This is a genomic window from Peribacillus huizhouensis (genome assembly GCF_014138605.1).
Taxonomy (GTDB): Bacteria; Bacillota; Bacilli; order Bacillales; family DSM-1321; genus Peribacillus; species Peribacillus huizhouensis.
The window spans coordinates 1-16,133 of the sequence record NZ_JACJHX010000007.1 but is presented as its reverse complement, the minus strand read 5'-3'; the positions used below and the strand labels follow the sequence as shown (position 1 = coordinate 16,133).

15 protein-coding genes and 1 pseudogene are annotated in these 16,133 nt (G+C 36.7%); 14 read left to right on the top strand and 2 right to left on the bottom strand.

Annotated features, from left to right (window positions below):
* Nucleotides 1–37: 37 nt before the first annotated feature.
* Nucleotides 38–1,315 carry a Glu/Leu/Phe/Val family dehydrogenase gene (locus HNP81_RS12160; protein ID WP_028391578.1) on the top strand — a complete coding sequence of 426 codons (1,278 nt, stop codon included), beginning with the start codon at nucleotides 38–40 and terminating at the stop codon, nucleotides 1,313–1,315.
* Between the two features lie 237 nt (nucleotides 1,316–1,552).
* Nucleotides 1,553–2,521, top strand: a complete 969-nt coding sequence (locus HNP81_RS12155; RefSeq protein WP_182502803.1) for a YpdA family putative bacillithiol disulfide reductase — start codon at nucleotides 1,553–1,555, stop codon at nucleotides 2,519–2,521.
* 762 nt (nucleotides 2,522–3,283) lie between these two features.
* Here HNP81_RS12155 and HNP81_RS12150 read toward each other — a convergent pair.
* Entirely contained in the window at nucleotides 3,284–4,258 is a 975-nt protein-coding gene (locus HNP81_RS12150) for an asparaginase (RefSeq protein ID WP_028391575.1), read from the bottom strand.
* A gap of 108 nt (nucleotides 4,259–4,366) precedes the next feature.
* Here HNP81_RS12150 and prsW point away from each other — a divergent pair, with 108 nt between their 5' ends.
* From prsW to rpsA, 8 genes are all read left to right on the top strand, one after another.
* Nucleotides 4,367–5,032: a glutamic-type intramembrane protease PrsW gene (gene prsW / locus HNP81_RS12145; protein WP_028391574.1), complete on the top strand. Its 666-nt coding sequence runs from the start codon at nucleotides 4,367–4,369 to the stop codon at nucleotides 5,030–5,032.
* A gap of 440 nt (nucleotides 5,033–5,472) precedes the next feature.
* Nucleotides 5,473–6,333: a spore cortex-lytic enzyme gene (gene sleB / locus HNP81_RS12140; protein ID WP_051404935.1), complete on the top strand. Its 861-nt coding sequence runs from the start codon at nucleotides 5,473–5,475 to the stop codon at nucleotides 6,331–6,333.
* A gap of 13 nt (nucleotides 6,334–6,346) precedes the next feature.
* A complete protein-coding gene (ypeB, locus tag HNP81_RS12135; protein WP_028391572.1) occupies nucleotides 6,347–7,699 on the top strand; it encodes a germination protein YpeB in 1,353 nt (450 codons plus the stop codon).
* A gap of 254 nt (nucleotides 7,700–7,953) precedes the next feature.
* Entirely contained in the window at nucleotides 7,954–8,610 is a 657-nt protein-coding gene (locus HNP81_RS12130) for a flagellar brake protein (RefSeq protein ID WP_182502802.1), read from the top strand.
* A 140-nt stretch (nucleotides 8,611–8,750) separates the two neighbouring features.
* The gene (locus HNP81_RS12125) at nucleotides 8,751–8,927 is read left to right on the top strand and encodes a YpfB family protein (protein WP_312859678.1); all 177 of its coding nucleotides are present in this window, start codon (nucleotides 8,751–8,753) and stop codon (nucleotides 8,925–8,927) included.
* Between the two features lie 278 nt (nucleotides 8,928–9,205).
* Entirely contained in the window at nucleotides 9,206–9,880 is a 675-nt protein-coding gene (gene cmk, locus HNP81_RS12120) for a (d)CMP kinase (RefSeq protein WP_028391569.1), read from the top strand.
* Between the two features lie 2 nt (nucleotides 9,881–9,882).
* Entirely contained in the window at nucleotides 9,883–10,464 is a 582-nt protein-coding gene (locus tag HNP81_RS12115; protein ID WP_182502902.1) for a lysophospholipid acyltransferase family protein, read from the top strand.
* Nucleotides 10,465–10,651: 187 nt separating this feature from the next.
* The gene (rpsA, locus tag HNP81_RS12110) at nucleotides 10,652–11,788 is read left to right on the top strand and encodes a 30S ribosomal protein S1 (RefSeq protein ID WP_028391567.1); all 1,137 of its coding nucleotides are present in this window, start codon (nucleotides 10,652–10,654) and stop codon (nucleotides 11,786–11,788) included.
* Nucleotides 11,789–11,992: 204 nt separating this feature from the next.
* Here the strand turns inward: rpsA and HNP81_RS12105 are convergent, their stop codons facing one another.
* On the bottom strand, nucleotides 11,993–12,127 hold the full coding sequence (locus HNP81_RS12105; RefSeq protein ID WP_084552320.1) for a YpzI family protein: 135 nt from the start codon (nucleotides 12,125–12,127) through the stop codon (nucleotides 11,993–11,995).
* 331 nt (nucleotides 12,128–12,458) lie between these two features.
* Between HNP81_RS12105 and HNP81_RS12100 the strand changes: the two genes are divergently transcribed.
* From HNP81_RS12100 to HNP81_RS12090, 4 genes and pseudogenes are all read left to right on the top strand, one after another.
* Complete coding sequence (locus HNP81_RS12100) at nucleotides 12,459–13,067, top strand: YphA family membrane protein (protein ID WP_182502801.1); 609 nt, start codon at nucleotides 12,459–12,461, stop codon at nucleotides 13,065–13,067.
* Between the two features lie 363 nt (nucleotides 13,068–13,430).
* A pseudogene (locus HNP81_RS24640) lies at nucleotides 13,431–13,529 on the top strand (hypothetical protein); the annotation flags it as partial.
* Entirely contained in the window at nucleotides 13,507–14,817 is a 1,311-nt protein-coding gene (gene der, locus HNP81_RS12095; RefSeq protein ID WP_028391565.1) for a ribosome biogenesis GTPase Der, read from the top strand. The pseudogene HNP81_RS24640 and the gene der, both read left to right, overlap by 23 nt.
* Before the next feature lie 16 nt (nucleotides 14,818–14,833).
* Nucleotides 14,834–15,886, top strand: a complete 1,053-nt coding sequence (locus HNP81_RS12090) for an NAD(P)H-dependent glycerol-3-phosphate dehydrogenase (protein WP_182502800.1) — start codon at nucleotides 14,834–14,836, stop codon at nucleotides 15,884–15,886.
* The last annotated feature ends 247 nt before the right edge of the window (nucleotides 15,887–16,133 follow it).

Below are 16,133 nucleotides of genomic sequence, written 5' to 3'. Positions count from 1 at the left end.
CCTAAAGTAATTACTGAAGATTCTAGGAGGTATACAGATGGTAGCCGAGAAAGGTACTGACCATACTAACCAAGAACAAGAATATGACGTGCTGAAGTCTACTCAGACTGTAATACATAAAGCATTGGACAAACTTGGTTATCCTGAGGAAGTTTATGAGCTGCTTAAAGAACCATTGCGTTTGCTAACAGTGAAGATTCCAGTAAGAATGGATGATGGTTCAGTAAAAATATTCACTGGATATCGTGCTCAACATAATGATGCGGTAGGTCCTACTAAGGGTGGAATCCGTTTTCATCCAGATGTGACTGAAAAAGAAGTGAAGGCATTATCTATTTGGATGAGCTTAAAATGTGGAATTGTTGATTTACCATATGGAGGCGGAAAAGGCGGTATCGTTTGTGACCCTCGCAATATGTCGTTCCGTGAGCTAGAAAGATTGAGCCGCGGTTATGTGCGGGCGATTAGTCAAATCGTTGGACCAACGAAGGATATTCCTGCACCTGATGTATTTACCAACTCTCAAATCATGGCTTGGATGATGGATGAATACAGTCGAATGGATGAATTCAACTCCCCTGGTTTCATTACAGGTAAACCGCTAGTCTTAGGTGGTTCACATGGTCGTGATTCAGCTACAGCAAAAGGGGTTACAATTGTTATTCATGAAGCGGCTAAAAAAAGAGGCATCGATGTAAAAGGTGCGCGTGTCGTTGTTCAAGGATTCGGTAACGCTGGAAGCTATCTTGCGAAATTTATGCATGACGCAGGTGCGAAGGTCGTGGGGATTTCTGATGCTTATGGAGCCCTTTATGATCCGGATGGACTGGATATTGACTATTTACTTGATCGCCGTGATAGTTTTGGCACGGTTACTAAGCTATTTAAGAATACGATTACAAATAAAGAGTTGTTAGAGCTTGAATGTGATATTCTTGTGCCAGCAGCTATTGAAAACCAAATAACAGAAGATAATGCTCATGATATAAAGGCGAAAATTGTTGTAGAGGCAGCTAATGGTCCGACAACAATGGGAGCTACACAAATCTTAACTGAACGCGGCATCCTACTTGTACCAGATGTACTTGCTTCCTCTGGCGGGGTGACTGTTTCTTATTTTGAATGGGTTCAGAATAATCAAGGGTATTACTGGAGCGAAGAAGAAGTAGAAGAGAAGCTAGAAAAAATCTTGATAAAAGCGTTTAATAATATTTATGACACTGCTCAAACAAGACGTGTTGATATGCGATTGGCTGCCTATATGGTAGGCGTAAGAAAAATGGCAGAAGCTTCGCGTTTCCGTGGTTGGATTTAAGCATTAAGCTTTATTAATTGATGAAAATGAAAAAATCTCCTATTCTAAATGAAAAGGAGATTTTTTTTGCAATTATTCTTGAAATATAAGGAATGGTATTTAATAACAGGCACGATGCACGATTGGTTTGAGATCAAAAGCCAATAAAGTGATACTTTTAACAGTGGGGGTTTCCTGCACGTTAATGAGGGATAAAAGGATTCCGTGTGCTTTGATAATAAGAAAGAGGGTATAACAATGATTCATGAAGAAGTGATAATAATTGGTGGGGGACCTTGTGGGCTTAGTGCTGCAATAGCTTTAGGGAATGAAGGAATTCAGGCGCTCGTTATTGAAAAAGGTAATATTGTGAATTCCATCTATAACTATCCAACCCATCAAACGTTTTTTAGTACGAGTGAAAAACTTGAGATTGGCGATGTTGCTTTTATTACAGAAAATAGAAAACCAGTCCGAAATCAGGCTCTGGCGTATTATCGAGAAGTAGTAAAGAGAAAACAATTACGAATTTCATCATTTGAAAATGTAACCAATGTTGCTAAAGCCGAAAAAGGTACATTTGTTGTAACTACTTCTAAGGCGACGTATTCAGCGAAAGCCGTTATAGTCGCAACTGGTTATTATGATCATCCGAATTATTTAAATATTTCAGGTGAAAATCTTCCCCACGTATCGCATTATTTTAAGGAAGGTCATCCATTCTTTGATAAAGATGTAACCGTGATTGGTGGAAAAAATTCAAGTATTGATGCTGCGTTGGAACTCGTAAAGGCGGGTGCTAGGGTTACTGTCCTCTATCGTGGCACGGAGTATTCGAAGAGCATCAAACCATGGATATTACCTGAATTTGAATCACTAGTAAGGAATGGGACAATTACTATGGTATTTGGGGCTCATGTTGATGAAATCACTAAAGAACAAGTAATCTACCATACAGCAGAGCGTGCCGAAACGATTAAAAGTGATTATGTGTTTGCTATGACAGGGTACCATCCAGATTATTCTTTTTTAAAAAAAATGGGCATTCACATTCAAGAAGAAAGTGGCAGACCACTATTTAACGAGGAGACAATGGAGACGAATGTAACTGGAATATACATTGCTGGGGTGATCGCTGCTGGAGATAATGCGAATGAAATCTTTATTGAAAACGGTCGTTTTCATGGTGGAATGATCGCTACGGATATTGCTTCTAAAATTTACTAAATTGCAAACTAATAGAGCGGGTGTCCCAAAAGCAAGAGGTTAGACTAAAAAACAACTAAATACAGTTTAAGATACTTATAAGAAACACTACATACTGATTTAGAATGCGAAGTCAGACCCTTATGAGACGCCCTCTCGATTTAGTTTTCCGATGCATTTGTAAAGACATTCTTACAAAAGTTGAAAAAATTATTGAAGGGGTGATTCAGATAAAGTCACAAGTAGCTAACCTCGCAAAAATAAAGCGATTCATTTGGCTTTTTCCGCTCCTTTATTTCATTCACGATTTGGAAGAAATTTTGACTGTAGAGACTTTTCTTTATAATCATTCTGAAACGATCCCTTTTACTTTAACAACAAAGCAGTTTACGTTTGCCTTTTTACTTTTATAGATTATATCAGTCAATGGAAGCTATATAGCATTAAAGATCGAGTGTTTTTAGGAATAGAGACACTAACATTCTTTTCATCCTTAGTACCAGGTCTATTATTAGCTAACGTTGTCAGTCATTTCATTCAATTTATTATATTAAAAGACTATGTTCTAGGCATATTCCCCTCAATGATTGTTCATCTATCCTTATTCTATTATAACGCTCAAATACTTGTTCAATGAGAAGTTAATAACGGTGAAAAAATTTATATGGTTTCTATGTTTAGGTTTTATTTTACAAGTTCCTTTTACGCTTTTATCCCTTTGGAATGCAAAACTATTGTTTTAATATAGGGCTAATTTTCTTTGAATCGAGTATTTGTCGACCTTTACAGAGAAAACATTCGCTGAATTTCTATATGAGATTCTGTGTTATGTAGAGCGATCAATAATTTAATCCGTGCTTTCTGACCGTTAAGACCGTTTGAGAAAATAATCCCCATATCTTTCAAATGCTTTCCACCACCGTTATATCCATACACATCCTGTACGATTCCATTAAAGCAGCGAGACACGATCACAACAGGAATATTTGCTGCTAAGAGTCCCTCGATTCCTTTTAATGTCTCAGGAGGCATATTACCTTGGCCAAGTGCTTCAATGACTAATCCATCGATATTTATATCCTTTAATGCATAAAATAAGGCAGAATCCATTCCGGCGTGTGCTTTAAGCAAAGTTACTCGTTTTGAAACGCTTTTCATCTGATACTTTTCTCGATGTATAGGCTGATGATGAAAAAAAACTGCACCCTTTGTCACAATTCCAATTGGACCATATTGGGGACTTTGAAATGTGGACACATTGCTAGTATGCGTTTTTGTGGCGTTGGCGGCTGTATGAATTTCATCATTCAAGACAATGAGTACGCCTTTGTCTATAGCCTGATCACAAGTTGCGACTTTAATAGATGAGATAAAATTGTATAATCCGTCAGAGCCGATTTCATTACTTGAGCGCATAGCACCTGTGACAACAATGGGAATATTCGTCTGAATCGTCAAGTCTAGAAAGTAAGCTGTTTCTTCAAGTGTGTCTGTACCGTGAGTGATTACAACACCATCGATTGATTGCTTTTGGATCGATTCTTCAATTAGTTTCTTAATCGAAAGCATTTCAATAGCAGTGATATGTGGCGAAGGCAAATTAAAAGGCTCTTTAACGATAAAATTTGCCATGTCGCGTATTGTTTCAGATGTTTTTTTTATTGGATTTTCATCGGCTAATTTTACGGAGCCGGCCGAATCCTCCATCATAGAAATTGTTCCACCTGTATGAATGATTAACACATTTTTTTTCACAATTCGTCACCTCCGGGTTCTTTTTAAAACCAATAACAGAATTTAAGCTGTCATTTTCTTTTTCCTTATTACATGATACGATTAAATAAAAGATATGAAAAGGGGTCAGCCATGCTGGTCATTTTAACTGCAGGCATTGCACCAGGTTTGGCATTGCTATGTTATTTTTATTTGAAAGATCAATATGATTCTGAACCGGTTTCTGCTGTGTTAAAGACGTTTTTATATGGGGTTTCTCTTGTGCTACCGATTATGTTTCTTCAATACGTGTTGCAAACAGAAAATGTCTTTACATCACAATTTGGCGAAGCATTTCTAAAAGCGTCACTGTTGGAGGAATTCATAAAATGGTTTTTTCTTTTGTATATTATTTATCCGTTTGCAGTATTTGATGAACCGTACGACGGGATTGTTTATGGTGTTTCTGTTTCATTAGGTTTTGCGACGATGGAAAATATTTTATATTTAATTGCAAACGGAGTCGAACATGCATTAGGTAGAGCGATACTCCCTGTGTCCAGCCATGCATTATTCGGAGTAATAATGGGGTATTATCTCGGCAAAGCTAAATTCTCAAACACACATAAAAAACTATTTTTGTTCTTATCCCTTAGTGTAACTGTGTTTCTTCATGGTATGTACGATTTCATACTCTTGACTGATCGATTTTGGATTTATTTAATTTTGCCATTTATGATTTTTCTTTGGTGGTTAGCATTGAAAAAAGTAAAATCTGCACGACTTTTATCTGAATTTCATGAAACAAGAAGTTTTTAAAACATGTAAAACAACGGTTTCAGACGAAGTGAATCATTGTTTTTTGCTGTTTTCGCATACTTTGTTGCTTTTCAATTATATTTACACTAACAACCGGGGGTGATTTCCGTTGCAGGTACTCGCTTTCCGAGGGCGGTTTCAAAAGCCTCCTCAGTGCTTTGCACTTGCGAGGTCTTCTTCAACACGCTTCTCCCGCAGGAGTTTCGCACCTTCCACTACAATCAATCATCTGCTCGAATTGTTTTTTTGCTAAAAACAACAATCTTTACGAAAAGAGCCTTTTTTATATCTCAAATTATTTAAATGTGAGTTAAGAGGGAGACCATTTGGTTTTCCTCTTTTTTCTATTAAGGCTTTTTCTACTTATCTTGGAATAAAAACGGCCCTTAAGAAGAAAATAGGACTACATTACATCATAAGAAAAAGAGGGTGTGTAGTTGATGAAAGGAATTTCGTCAAAATGGAAAGGGGTAATAGCGACAGGTTTAGCTGTTTGTTGTCTAGCATTTTCTGATATTCATGCTTCGGCCTTTACGAGTCAAGTGATTCAAAAAGGTGCGGTCGGAGACGATGTCATTGAGCTTCAGGCTCGTTTGCAAAACATCGGCTATTATCATGGCAAAATCGATGGGGTATATGGGTGGGGGACATATTGGGCTTTGCGAAATTTTCAACAAAGCTTTGGATTACCTATTGATGGTTTAGCTGGGTTTACAACGAAAAAAAAACTTGCAGATGCATCGAATTTTAATGCGAAATTCGTCCATACACAAATTCAAAAAGGTAACGAATTTACGTATTATGGTGGGGTAGATATTGCAAAGCAAATAAAACCGAATACAAATAAGAAGAATACGAAAACTACAGGGAAAACTAGTACAAATACTAAACAAGCTACCAAAGGCAATCAAAAAACGAATACTGCATCGAATCTCCCAGCTGGCTATTCTCAGAATGATATTCAATTATTAGCGAATGCAGTGTATGGCGAAGCAAGAGGTGAACCTTATATAGGACAAGTAGCTGTTGCTGCGGTTATCTTAAATCGTATCGATAGTCCTTCGTTTCCAAATACGATTTCTGGGGTTATCTTTGAACCTGGAGCGTTTACGGCTGTAGCGGATGGTCAAATCTGGCTGTCTCCTAACGAAAGAGCAAAAGAAGCGGTTATTGACGCAATTAATGGCTGGGATCCGAGCGGAAATGCAGAGTATTACTTTAATCCGGCAACTGCCACAAGTAAATGGATTTGGACAAGACCGCAAATTAAACAAATCGGCAAACATATTTTCTGTCATTGAGAGGTGAATCAAATTGATTAGAAACGTAGTGATTGGTGTTTTAGTAGCAGCTGTTGCAGGTACGGGGTTTTGGGGCTACCAAGAACATAAGGAAAAAAATGCAATCTTGATTAATGCTGAAAATACGTATCAACGTGCATTTCACGATTTATCGTATCAAGTAGATATATTGCAAGATAAGATTGGTAATACATTAGCAATGAATTCTCGTACTTCACTTAGTCCTGCACTTACAGATGTTTGGAGAATTACGTCTGAAGCACAAAATGACGTGGGTCAACTTCCATTGACATTACTCCCATTTAATAAAACCGAAGAGTTCTTGTCAGATATTGGTGATTTTAGCTATCGAACTGCTGTAAGAGATTTGGAAAAAGAACCGCTTAATGATCAGGAATATGCTAGACTTGAATCTCTTTATGGGCAAGCTGGAGAAATTCAGAAGGAACTAAGAAAAGTCCAATATCTTGTCATTAAGAATAATCTTCGTTGGATGGATGTTGAAATGGCTTTAGCATCTGGGAAAGAGAATGCAGATAACACGATTATTGATGGCTTCGAAACGGTGGAGAAAACAGTATCAGGTTACTCAGAAGCCCAAACAGGAGACCCTACGCATACGAGTACTAAACAAGAAAATAAAAACTTTCAAAACTTAAAAGGTGAGGTTATTTCGAAACAAGAAGCAATTCAAAAAGCAAAGAAATATGCAAAAATGACAGAACCGATTGAAGTCAAAGTTGTAGAAAATGGCAAAGGTGCGAAATACGGATTTTACAGTATAAGTCTTGTTGAAACAAAGACAAATAATGAAGTAGATATGGATCTAACGAAAATAGGCGGATATCCAGTATGGTATATAAACAATCGTGACATTCAGAACAGTAAATTAGATTTAAATCAAGCGAGCAATAAAGCGGTTCAATTTCTAAAAGAAAATGATTTTGAATCACTAGATCTATTTGAAAGTGCTCAATATGATCATGTAGGATTATTTAACTTCGTGACTTTACAAGATGGTATTAGGATCTATCCAGATTCGGTAAAAATAAAAATTGCACTTGATGATGGATCAGTGCTCGGCTTCTCAGCTGATGACTTCTTTCAGTCACATAAAAAGCGTGATATACCTCAAGCTACACTATCTGCAGAAGAAGCGAAAACGAAAATCAATCAAAACGTACAGATTATGGAGGAGAGAAAAGCGTTAATTGTTAATGATCTCGACCAAGAAGTTCTTTGTTATGAATTTTTAGGTACGATTAATCAGGATACGTATCGGATTTTTATTAATGCTAATTCGGGAAGAGAAGAAAAAGTGGAAAAATTAAAAAATTCCGAACCTGTTTATGAGAATATTTTGTAACGCAATTGATGTAAACTACGAATAGGATGGGTGTGTCTCCCTCTATCTAATTTAGGGTTTTTAAACATTTAGAATGTTTTAGTGGCATATTATAATAATTACTAAAAAGGAAGAGTACCTTATGTGCTTTTCCTTTTTTTGTTTTCATGTAATAATAAATGGAAATAAAGATAGAAAAGGCGATGTTCAAGAATACAGTCAAAGCGGTGGAAGAAAGAATATTTGAACAAGTTATTATAGGGAAGTGTGAAGTAATGATTAATATCGGGGACGCTTTATTAATAAAGCCAAGGTTTTCTATGACTGAAGAAACGTATAAAGCAATGGTAGTTGAAATAGAGGATGGCGGTTTATTTATTGATTATCCAGTGAATGTTGAGACTGGTAAGATTGCGTTTTTGCCAGATGGTATGCAATTGGAGATTACAATTACTGATTCGGAACAAATGGTTCATATTTTTGATTCTGAAGTGCTGGGGAGAATTAGAGCAAGAATTCCAATGATTCAATTATTATTACCTCCAGAAAATACCTTCATTCGAATTCAGAGGCGACAATTTGTAAGATTAGATGTCTCAGTAGATGCAGCCGTACATCCAGAAAAGAATGAATTTTCACCTTTTAAAACGATCACGGAAGACATAAGTGCTGGAGGAGCAGCAATAAGGCTACCAAGAAATATAGAGATTAAAGGGACTAGCAACGTAAAAATATGGCTTTGTTTGCCCTTAAAATCAGGTGAAATTCATTATCTATGCTTGAAGGGGAGGATTACTCGCTTTAATGAACAATATAAAGGGAAAAATATCCTTTCGGTTCAATTTTTCGAAACAACAGACACGGATACTCAATTAATCATGCGTTTTATATTTGAAAAACAGATGGAATTAAAGAAACGTGGTCTTATCTAATATTTTATACATAAAGCGTTATTACTAAAATATATTATTTCTATATTTTGAAAAGTAATTGAATGAATTTTAAATCATTTCTCCATACTGTTAATAAGTACAAAGTAGCAAATGGAGGGTTTTTAGTTATTTTGAAAACGGTGGAACGAATTATAATTAAATTAATTTGGATCCAATTGATTTTCTTACTGGTATTTCAACTTTTTTTGAATCGTGAAGAATCTTTTGGTCAATTAAAAAAGCTTGCTCAGTATGAAGGAGTCAATAGCAATAATTATACAAAAGTTATTGAAACATTCGAAGATTTGCAAGACTAAAAAAGGCGAATTTTTCGCTTTTTTTATTGGCTAAATATTTGACGTTTAAGAGATTATGGATGTGTTACTACGGAATTTGAAATCTATTTCACTCGTATAACAGATTAAATATCTCGACTTCAATTTTTTGGTCGTAGAATCAAAAAGTTGAGATGAAAATAAACAACGATTGAAGTTTCACTTAATTAGGGCAAAAGTATTTCTGTTTCATTAAGTGAATGTGATAAAATAAAAGGGATAGGATATTACAGCAATTGATTTGGATTTTAGGAGGATTTATGAGAAAGAAAATATCTGTTGCCATCGATGGTCCTGCAGCAGCAGGGAAGAGTACTGTGGCAAAAATAGTGGCAGAACATTTTAATTACATTTACGTAGATACAGGAGCAATGTACCGCGCATTAACATACAAAGCTTTTAGTGAAGGAATCAATCCAACGGAAGAGCAGCAACTTTTTTCGTTGCTGACACAAACGGAAATCGTATTAAAGCCAAGTGAACATGGACAGCTTGTATTTCTTGATGGTGAAAACGTCACTGCTCAAATTAGAAATAACGAGGTGACAGGGTCAGTATCTGAAGTATCGAAGCATCGTTCGATTCGAGAAGAAATGGTTAGAAGACAGCAACAGCTTGCCAAAGGCGGCGGTGTTGTCATGGATGGACGCGATATTGGTACGCATGTACTCCCAGAAGCGGAAGTAAAAGTGTTTTTAATTGCATCAGTAGAAGAACGTGCGCAGCGTAGATATCAGGAAAATGCACAAAAAGGATTTTCAGCTGATATAGAGAAATTAAAAGAAGAGATTGCTTTACGTGATAAGCTGGATTCGGAAAGGGAAGTATCACCATTAAAAAAGGCGAATGATGCCATAGAACTAGATACTACCTCGATGACGATTGAACAAGTAGCAAAGAAAATCACTTCGCTCATAGAAGAAAGGATAAGATGAATTTGAATTTTTACACATTTGCAAAAAACGTTGTAAAAATTGTTCTATTGCCGTTCTATAGGGCTAAAGCGATCGGAATTGAAAATATCCCGAAAGAGGGAGGAGTACTAATTTGCTCCAACCATATTAATAACCTAGATCCGCCGATCGTTGGAATTGCATCGAAAAGAGATATTCACTTTATGGCTAAAGAAGAATTGTTTCAGATTCCTATTTTGAAGGGTATCTTACCTAAAGTTCATGCATTTCCAGTAAAGCGGGGTCTCAGTGACAGGGAGGCGTTGCGAAAAGGACTAGCGGTACTTAAAGAAGAACAAGTATTAGGGCTTTTTCCAGAAGGAACACGAAGTAAAGATGGTTTATTAGGAGAGGGATTAGCGGGTGCTGGTTTTTTCGCTCTTCGTTCAAAAGCTGCGGTCCTTCCATGTGCGATCATTGGTCCTTATAAAATGTTTAGACCTGTAAAAATTGTCTTTGGTAAACCAATAGATTTCGAAAGAATACGCGAAGAGAAAGTTTCAGCAGATGACGCAACGAAGGCTATTATGACAGAAATCCAAACATTGATAAATAACCATAAATAATTCATCTTACTTGACAATTTAACGTTTTTATTAGAATTTATATAAATAGGGGATTAATTCCGAATTATGAATTAGTATGAAATCTTTATTCACTCTAAAGGACAGGCAAGCTAACTTATTCTTAGATCGAAAAAGAGCCTGGAATAGAAATTCTGCAGTGCAGTCATGGGTTAAGGAGGAGTTCGTAATGACAGAAGACATGAACCAAGTTGAAGTAAATAATTATGAAGTGGGAGACAAGGTGAATGCAACGGTTTCCAAAGTTGAGGAAAAACAAGTCATTGTAGCTGTGGAAAACGCGAAAACCGATGGTATTATCCCTATAAGTGAATTATCTAGCTTACACATTGAAAAAGCATCTGATGCGGTAGCTGAAGGTGATGTACTAGAGCTTGAAGTAATCAAGGTCGAAGAAGAAGCTCTTATTCTATCAAAAAGAAAAATGGATGCTTTAAAAGCTTGGGATACACTTGAACAAAAGTTCGAGGCTCAAGAAATATTTGAAGCTGAAGTTCGTGACGTTGTAAAAGGCGGTCTTGTCGTTGATTTAGGAGTAAGAGGATTTGTTCCTGCTTCTTTAGTTGAAGACTATTTTGTAGAAGACTTCTCAGAATATAAAAATAAAACATTAACGTTTAAAATCGTTGAACTTGACAAAGAGAAAAACCGTTTAATTTTATCACATCGAGCTGTTGTTCAAGATGAAAAGAAAAAACAAAAATCAAATATTCTTGATAAAATTGAAAGCGGACAGGTGATCGAAGGAACCGTTCAAAGGCTTACAGATTTTGGAGCATTCGTAGATATCGGCGGTGTAGACGGTTTAGTTCATATTTCCCAACTTTCTCATGACCATGTAGATAAAGCATCTGATGTTGTTTCCGAAGGCGATCAAGTAAAAGTGAAAGTTTTATCGGTTGATCGCGATAATGAAAGAATCTCATTATCCATTAAAGAAACATTACCTGGACCTTGGGAAGGAATTGCAGAAAAAGCCTCAAAAGGATCTGTACTTGAAGGGACTGTTAAGCGTCTCGTTTCTTTTGGAGCATTTGTTGAAATTTTCCCGGGAGTAGAAGGTCTCGTGCATATTTCGCAAATCGCTCATAAACATATTGGCACGCCACATGAAGTTTTGCAGGAAGGTCAACCTGTTACGGTAAAGGTACTTGAGGTAAATGAAGAGGATCAACGCTTGTCCTTGAGTATTAAAGATTTACAAGAGCAGGATTCCTCACAATATGAGGAGTATGAATTGCCTGAAGAGACAAAAGGGTTTCAATTAGGTGAAATTCTTGGTGATGCATTTAAAAAATTTAAATAATAAATAATCATTAAGGGGGTGAACACCCCCCCTTAATAGAAATTTCACTTTTTTTTAGAATGTTCAATTGAGTCAGAACTCTAGAAGATCTCCAGTTTAATACGATTACACACAAATTAAACTGTACATCGGGAATTAGAGGATCTCGACCTTTTATTAGAACAGCCTAACTTTTTTAATTTCATGTAATTTAAAAACAGAAAACTACTGTTTATTTCTTCTTCTTGCCTCTTCAGGCCCTTCTAATCTCGTTGCACCAGAATATTTAAGAGACTGATCACGGTCTGATTCCACTCTTTTGCTCATTTTTAATTTTTTCTCTTGCCGATCTTTTCCCATTTATAACACCTCCTCTTTTTAACCTAACTAAAGGGACCTTCATTTATTCATAGCAAACTAATATAGCGTTAAAACGCCACCATTTACCCTGAAGGCTAATTCATCTATCACGCTACACTCACCTATTCGCAATGGTGGCGATGTGAAGCCGGATTTTTGCATGCTTTCTCGATAAAATAAGTAAACCTGCTATACAGATTGACTATATTGATAAATTGAGAAGCTCCGTCCCATGTCCTTCATACAAATTATATAAATTATGACAAACGATATAGGACTAGGTTTAACCTCTGAATAAAGCAGATATACTGTTTTTAGAGGAGTGTTGTAAATGGAAGGATTGATTTTTTATTGGATTGGCTGGATTGCCTGGGTCATTATTATGTTCTTTTTTTCAAAAACACAAGTGTATCGGTTTCAATTATTATTTCATCTTTTAGCTGTAATAGGAATGGCCGAATACTTTCTTCATATTGGGAGGTACTCAATTGGGCTAGCTGGAATTTATTTATTATTTGTCGTCCTCATCTATCATCGTAGACTTTCCTTATTGCAGTTTGTCTATTTTATGCTGTCTAGTTTAATAATTGCATTAGGTTATGCTTCTTTTCAGTTATTTTCCATACTTGATCCGCTTTGGGTCTTTGTCAATCCTACGTGGTTAGCTGCTGTAATGATTCATTTTTTAACATTATTTTTATATAAAAGCTTTAAACAGCGAATAAGTAGCATCTTAATCGGGATGATTTGGGGAGATGGTATTTTTATGATTGCAATGGTGCATAATTCACTTCCCTATTCAGCTACATCTTACATATTGCTTGATATGATAACTATATCATTAACTGCAAGTCTTATTTGGTCAGGTATCGAATGGCTTAGCGTTTTTGTAATGAACTATATGCAAAGCAAATTTCAGACAGGCCAAAAACAATTATAGAGATTTTAAAATGCTCAAGCGGATATAACTAACAAAAATACTCAGAAGCGTATTTAACGGAAGTATATGTCCAATTTTTATTATGTCACTTACTGGTTGAAAATTGTGATTGTTTTTCTATATTGTTGATTGTTGAAAAGTTTGATACTATATGATAGTTAGTGGAGGCTTCTTTAAAGCTTTGCAGATTACGAATGAAGAACAATTAGAGCGTATGCTAAGAAGGTTGTCTTCTTTAAGAAACCTGTCAATATTTTATGAAAGTTTGTGGACTCATTTCATTAAAATATATTTGATTATCTATAAAGCAGGGTTTAATACGAAATAGTGAAACTTCAATCAGTGGGGGTCTACTGCCCGTTAATGCGCAATAAATGGAATGAATTCATGAATGTAATGATGGAAGCGATACATGGTAAAAGAGAGGATGACATACAATATGCCAAAACCGGTAGTTGCCATAGTTGGCCGCCCAAATGTGGGGAAATCAACCATCTTCAATCGAATTGTTGGAGAGAGAGTTTCGATTGTAGAGGATGTTCCTGGGGTTACGAGAGATCGAATATATAGTTCAGGAGAATGGCTAACCTATGATTTTAATATAATTGATACAGGTGGAATTGATATCGGAGATGAGCCTTTCCTAGAACAAATCCGCCAGCAAGCTGAAATCGCTATTGATGAAGCGGATGTCATTATTTTTATGACAAATGGACGTGAAGGAGTCACTTCTGCTGATGAAGAAGTAGCAAAAATCCTTTATAAATCAAAAAAACCTGTTGTTTTAGCCGTAAACAAGGTGGACAACCCTGAAATGAGAAGTCAAATTTATGATTTTTACTCACTCGGTTTTGGGGATCCATACCCAATCTCTGGATCACATGGTTTAGGTCTTGGTGATTTACTTGATGAGGTTGCTAAGCATTTTCCGCAATTCGATGGCAGTGATTATGATGAGGGTGTCATTAAGTTCAGTTTAATTGGACGACCAAATGTCGGCAAATCATCACTCGTGAATGCTCTATTAGGTGAGGACCGAGTGATTGTCAGCGATATTGAAGGAACGACTAGGGATGCAATTGACTCCCCATATAAATTTGATGGTAAAGAATATGTCATCATTGATACGGCAGGGATGCGGAAAAAGGGGAAAGTATATGAAAGTACGGAGAAATACAGTGTACTAAGAGCTTTGAGAGCGATTGAGCGTTCCGATGTTGTTCTAGTAGTCCTGAATGCGGAAGAAGGAATTCGTGAGCAGGATAAGAAAATTGCTGGATATGCTCATGAAGCAGGCCGTGGTATCATCATCGTTGTCAATAAATGGGATGCGATTGAAAAAGATGAAAAGACTATGAAGGAATTTGAGGAAAGTATTCGAGCACACTTTTTATTTATGGACTATGCACCAATCGTATATTTATCTGCGTTAACGAAAAAACGGATTCATACGGTTATGCCAATCATTGATCAAGTCAGTGAAAGTCATGCGTTAAGGGTTCAAACAAATACCTTAAATGAGGTACTAATGGATGCAATTGCTATGAATCCAACGCCAACTCATAATGGTGCTCGTTTGAAAGTGTATTATACAACTCAAGTTGCAGTTAAACCGCCAACATTCGTTGTTTTTGTCAACGATCCAGAACTTCTTCATTTTTCTTATCAACGATTTTTAGAAAATCGAATTCGAGACGCCTTTGGCTTCGAAGGAAGTCCTATCAGGATGTTCGGTCGCCAAAGAAAATAACGAAGGCGGTGTAATTATGTCAGAAGTCAAACAAAAAATCGCAGTGATTGGCGCTGGGAGCTGGGGGACAGCTCTTGCTATGGTATTAGCCGACAACGAGCATCAAGTTCGTCTTTGGGGCCATAATGAAGCGCTAATCACGGAAATTAATATACATCACACCAACTCAAAATATTTACCTGAAATTGAATTGCCACCCAATATTGTTGGATACCATTCACTTGAAAAAGCCGTAGAAGGTATTGAAACGATTATTATGGCAGTTCCAACGAAGGCAATTAGAGAAGTGCTGAATGATATTGTTCCTCTAGTAAAACAGCAAGTGACCATTGTTCATGTGTCAAAAGGTATCGAACCTGATTCACTTTTGCGCATATCTGAAATGATTGAAGAAGAGGTTCCGGCATCAAAGCTTCAAGCGGTAGTAGTTTTATCTGGTCCTAGTCACGCTGAGGAAGTTAGTCTGCGTCAGCCGACAATTGTGACGGTTTCATCAGAAAACATGCGGGCTGCAGAGAAAATTCAGGATTTATTTATGAATCAAAACTTTCGCGTCTATACAAATCCAGATATTGTAGGTGTTGAAATTGGTGGAGCGCTGAAAAACATTATCGCTTTAGCTGCTGGAATTACGAATGGATTAGGATATGGCGACAATGCCAAAGCAGCTTTAATCACACGAGGGCTTGCTGAAATTTCAAGGCTAGGGACTGCGATGGGAGCGAATCCGCTAACATTTTCCGGTATTACAGGGATTGGCGATTTAATTGTAACTTGTACAAGTATTCATTCGCGAAATTGGCGGGCAGGTAATATGCTTGGCAAAGGAAAAAACCTTGAAGAAGTGCTTGAGAATATGGGCATGGTTGTAGAGGGTGTAAGAACAACGAAAGCAGCCTATCAACTCGCCGAAAAGGTCGGAGTTGATATGCCGATTACGAAAGCCTTATACGGCGTTTTATTTAATGAACAAAACGTGAAAGATTCGGTGGATTCATTGATGACGCGAATGAAAAAAAACGAAATGGAAGAGTTATTTAATGCTTGGGGCGACAAACCAAAGCAATAACATAAATATTTATCCTAAAATAGGCGATAGACGGTTCGAGTCTATGCACAACTGCATACAATGCTACGACAGTAAACTAGCAATATGGCTTGGTTTTAGGTGGATTTAGTCAAATGGCAGAAAATAAAGAGCTTCTTTATTTTCTGTCTTTTTTTTAGGCTCTTTTCGTAAAGATTGTTGTTTTTAGCAAGAAACCAATTCGAACAGATGTTGATCTTCGTTACAGGTGCGAGACTCCTGCGGGAAA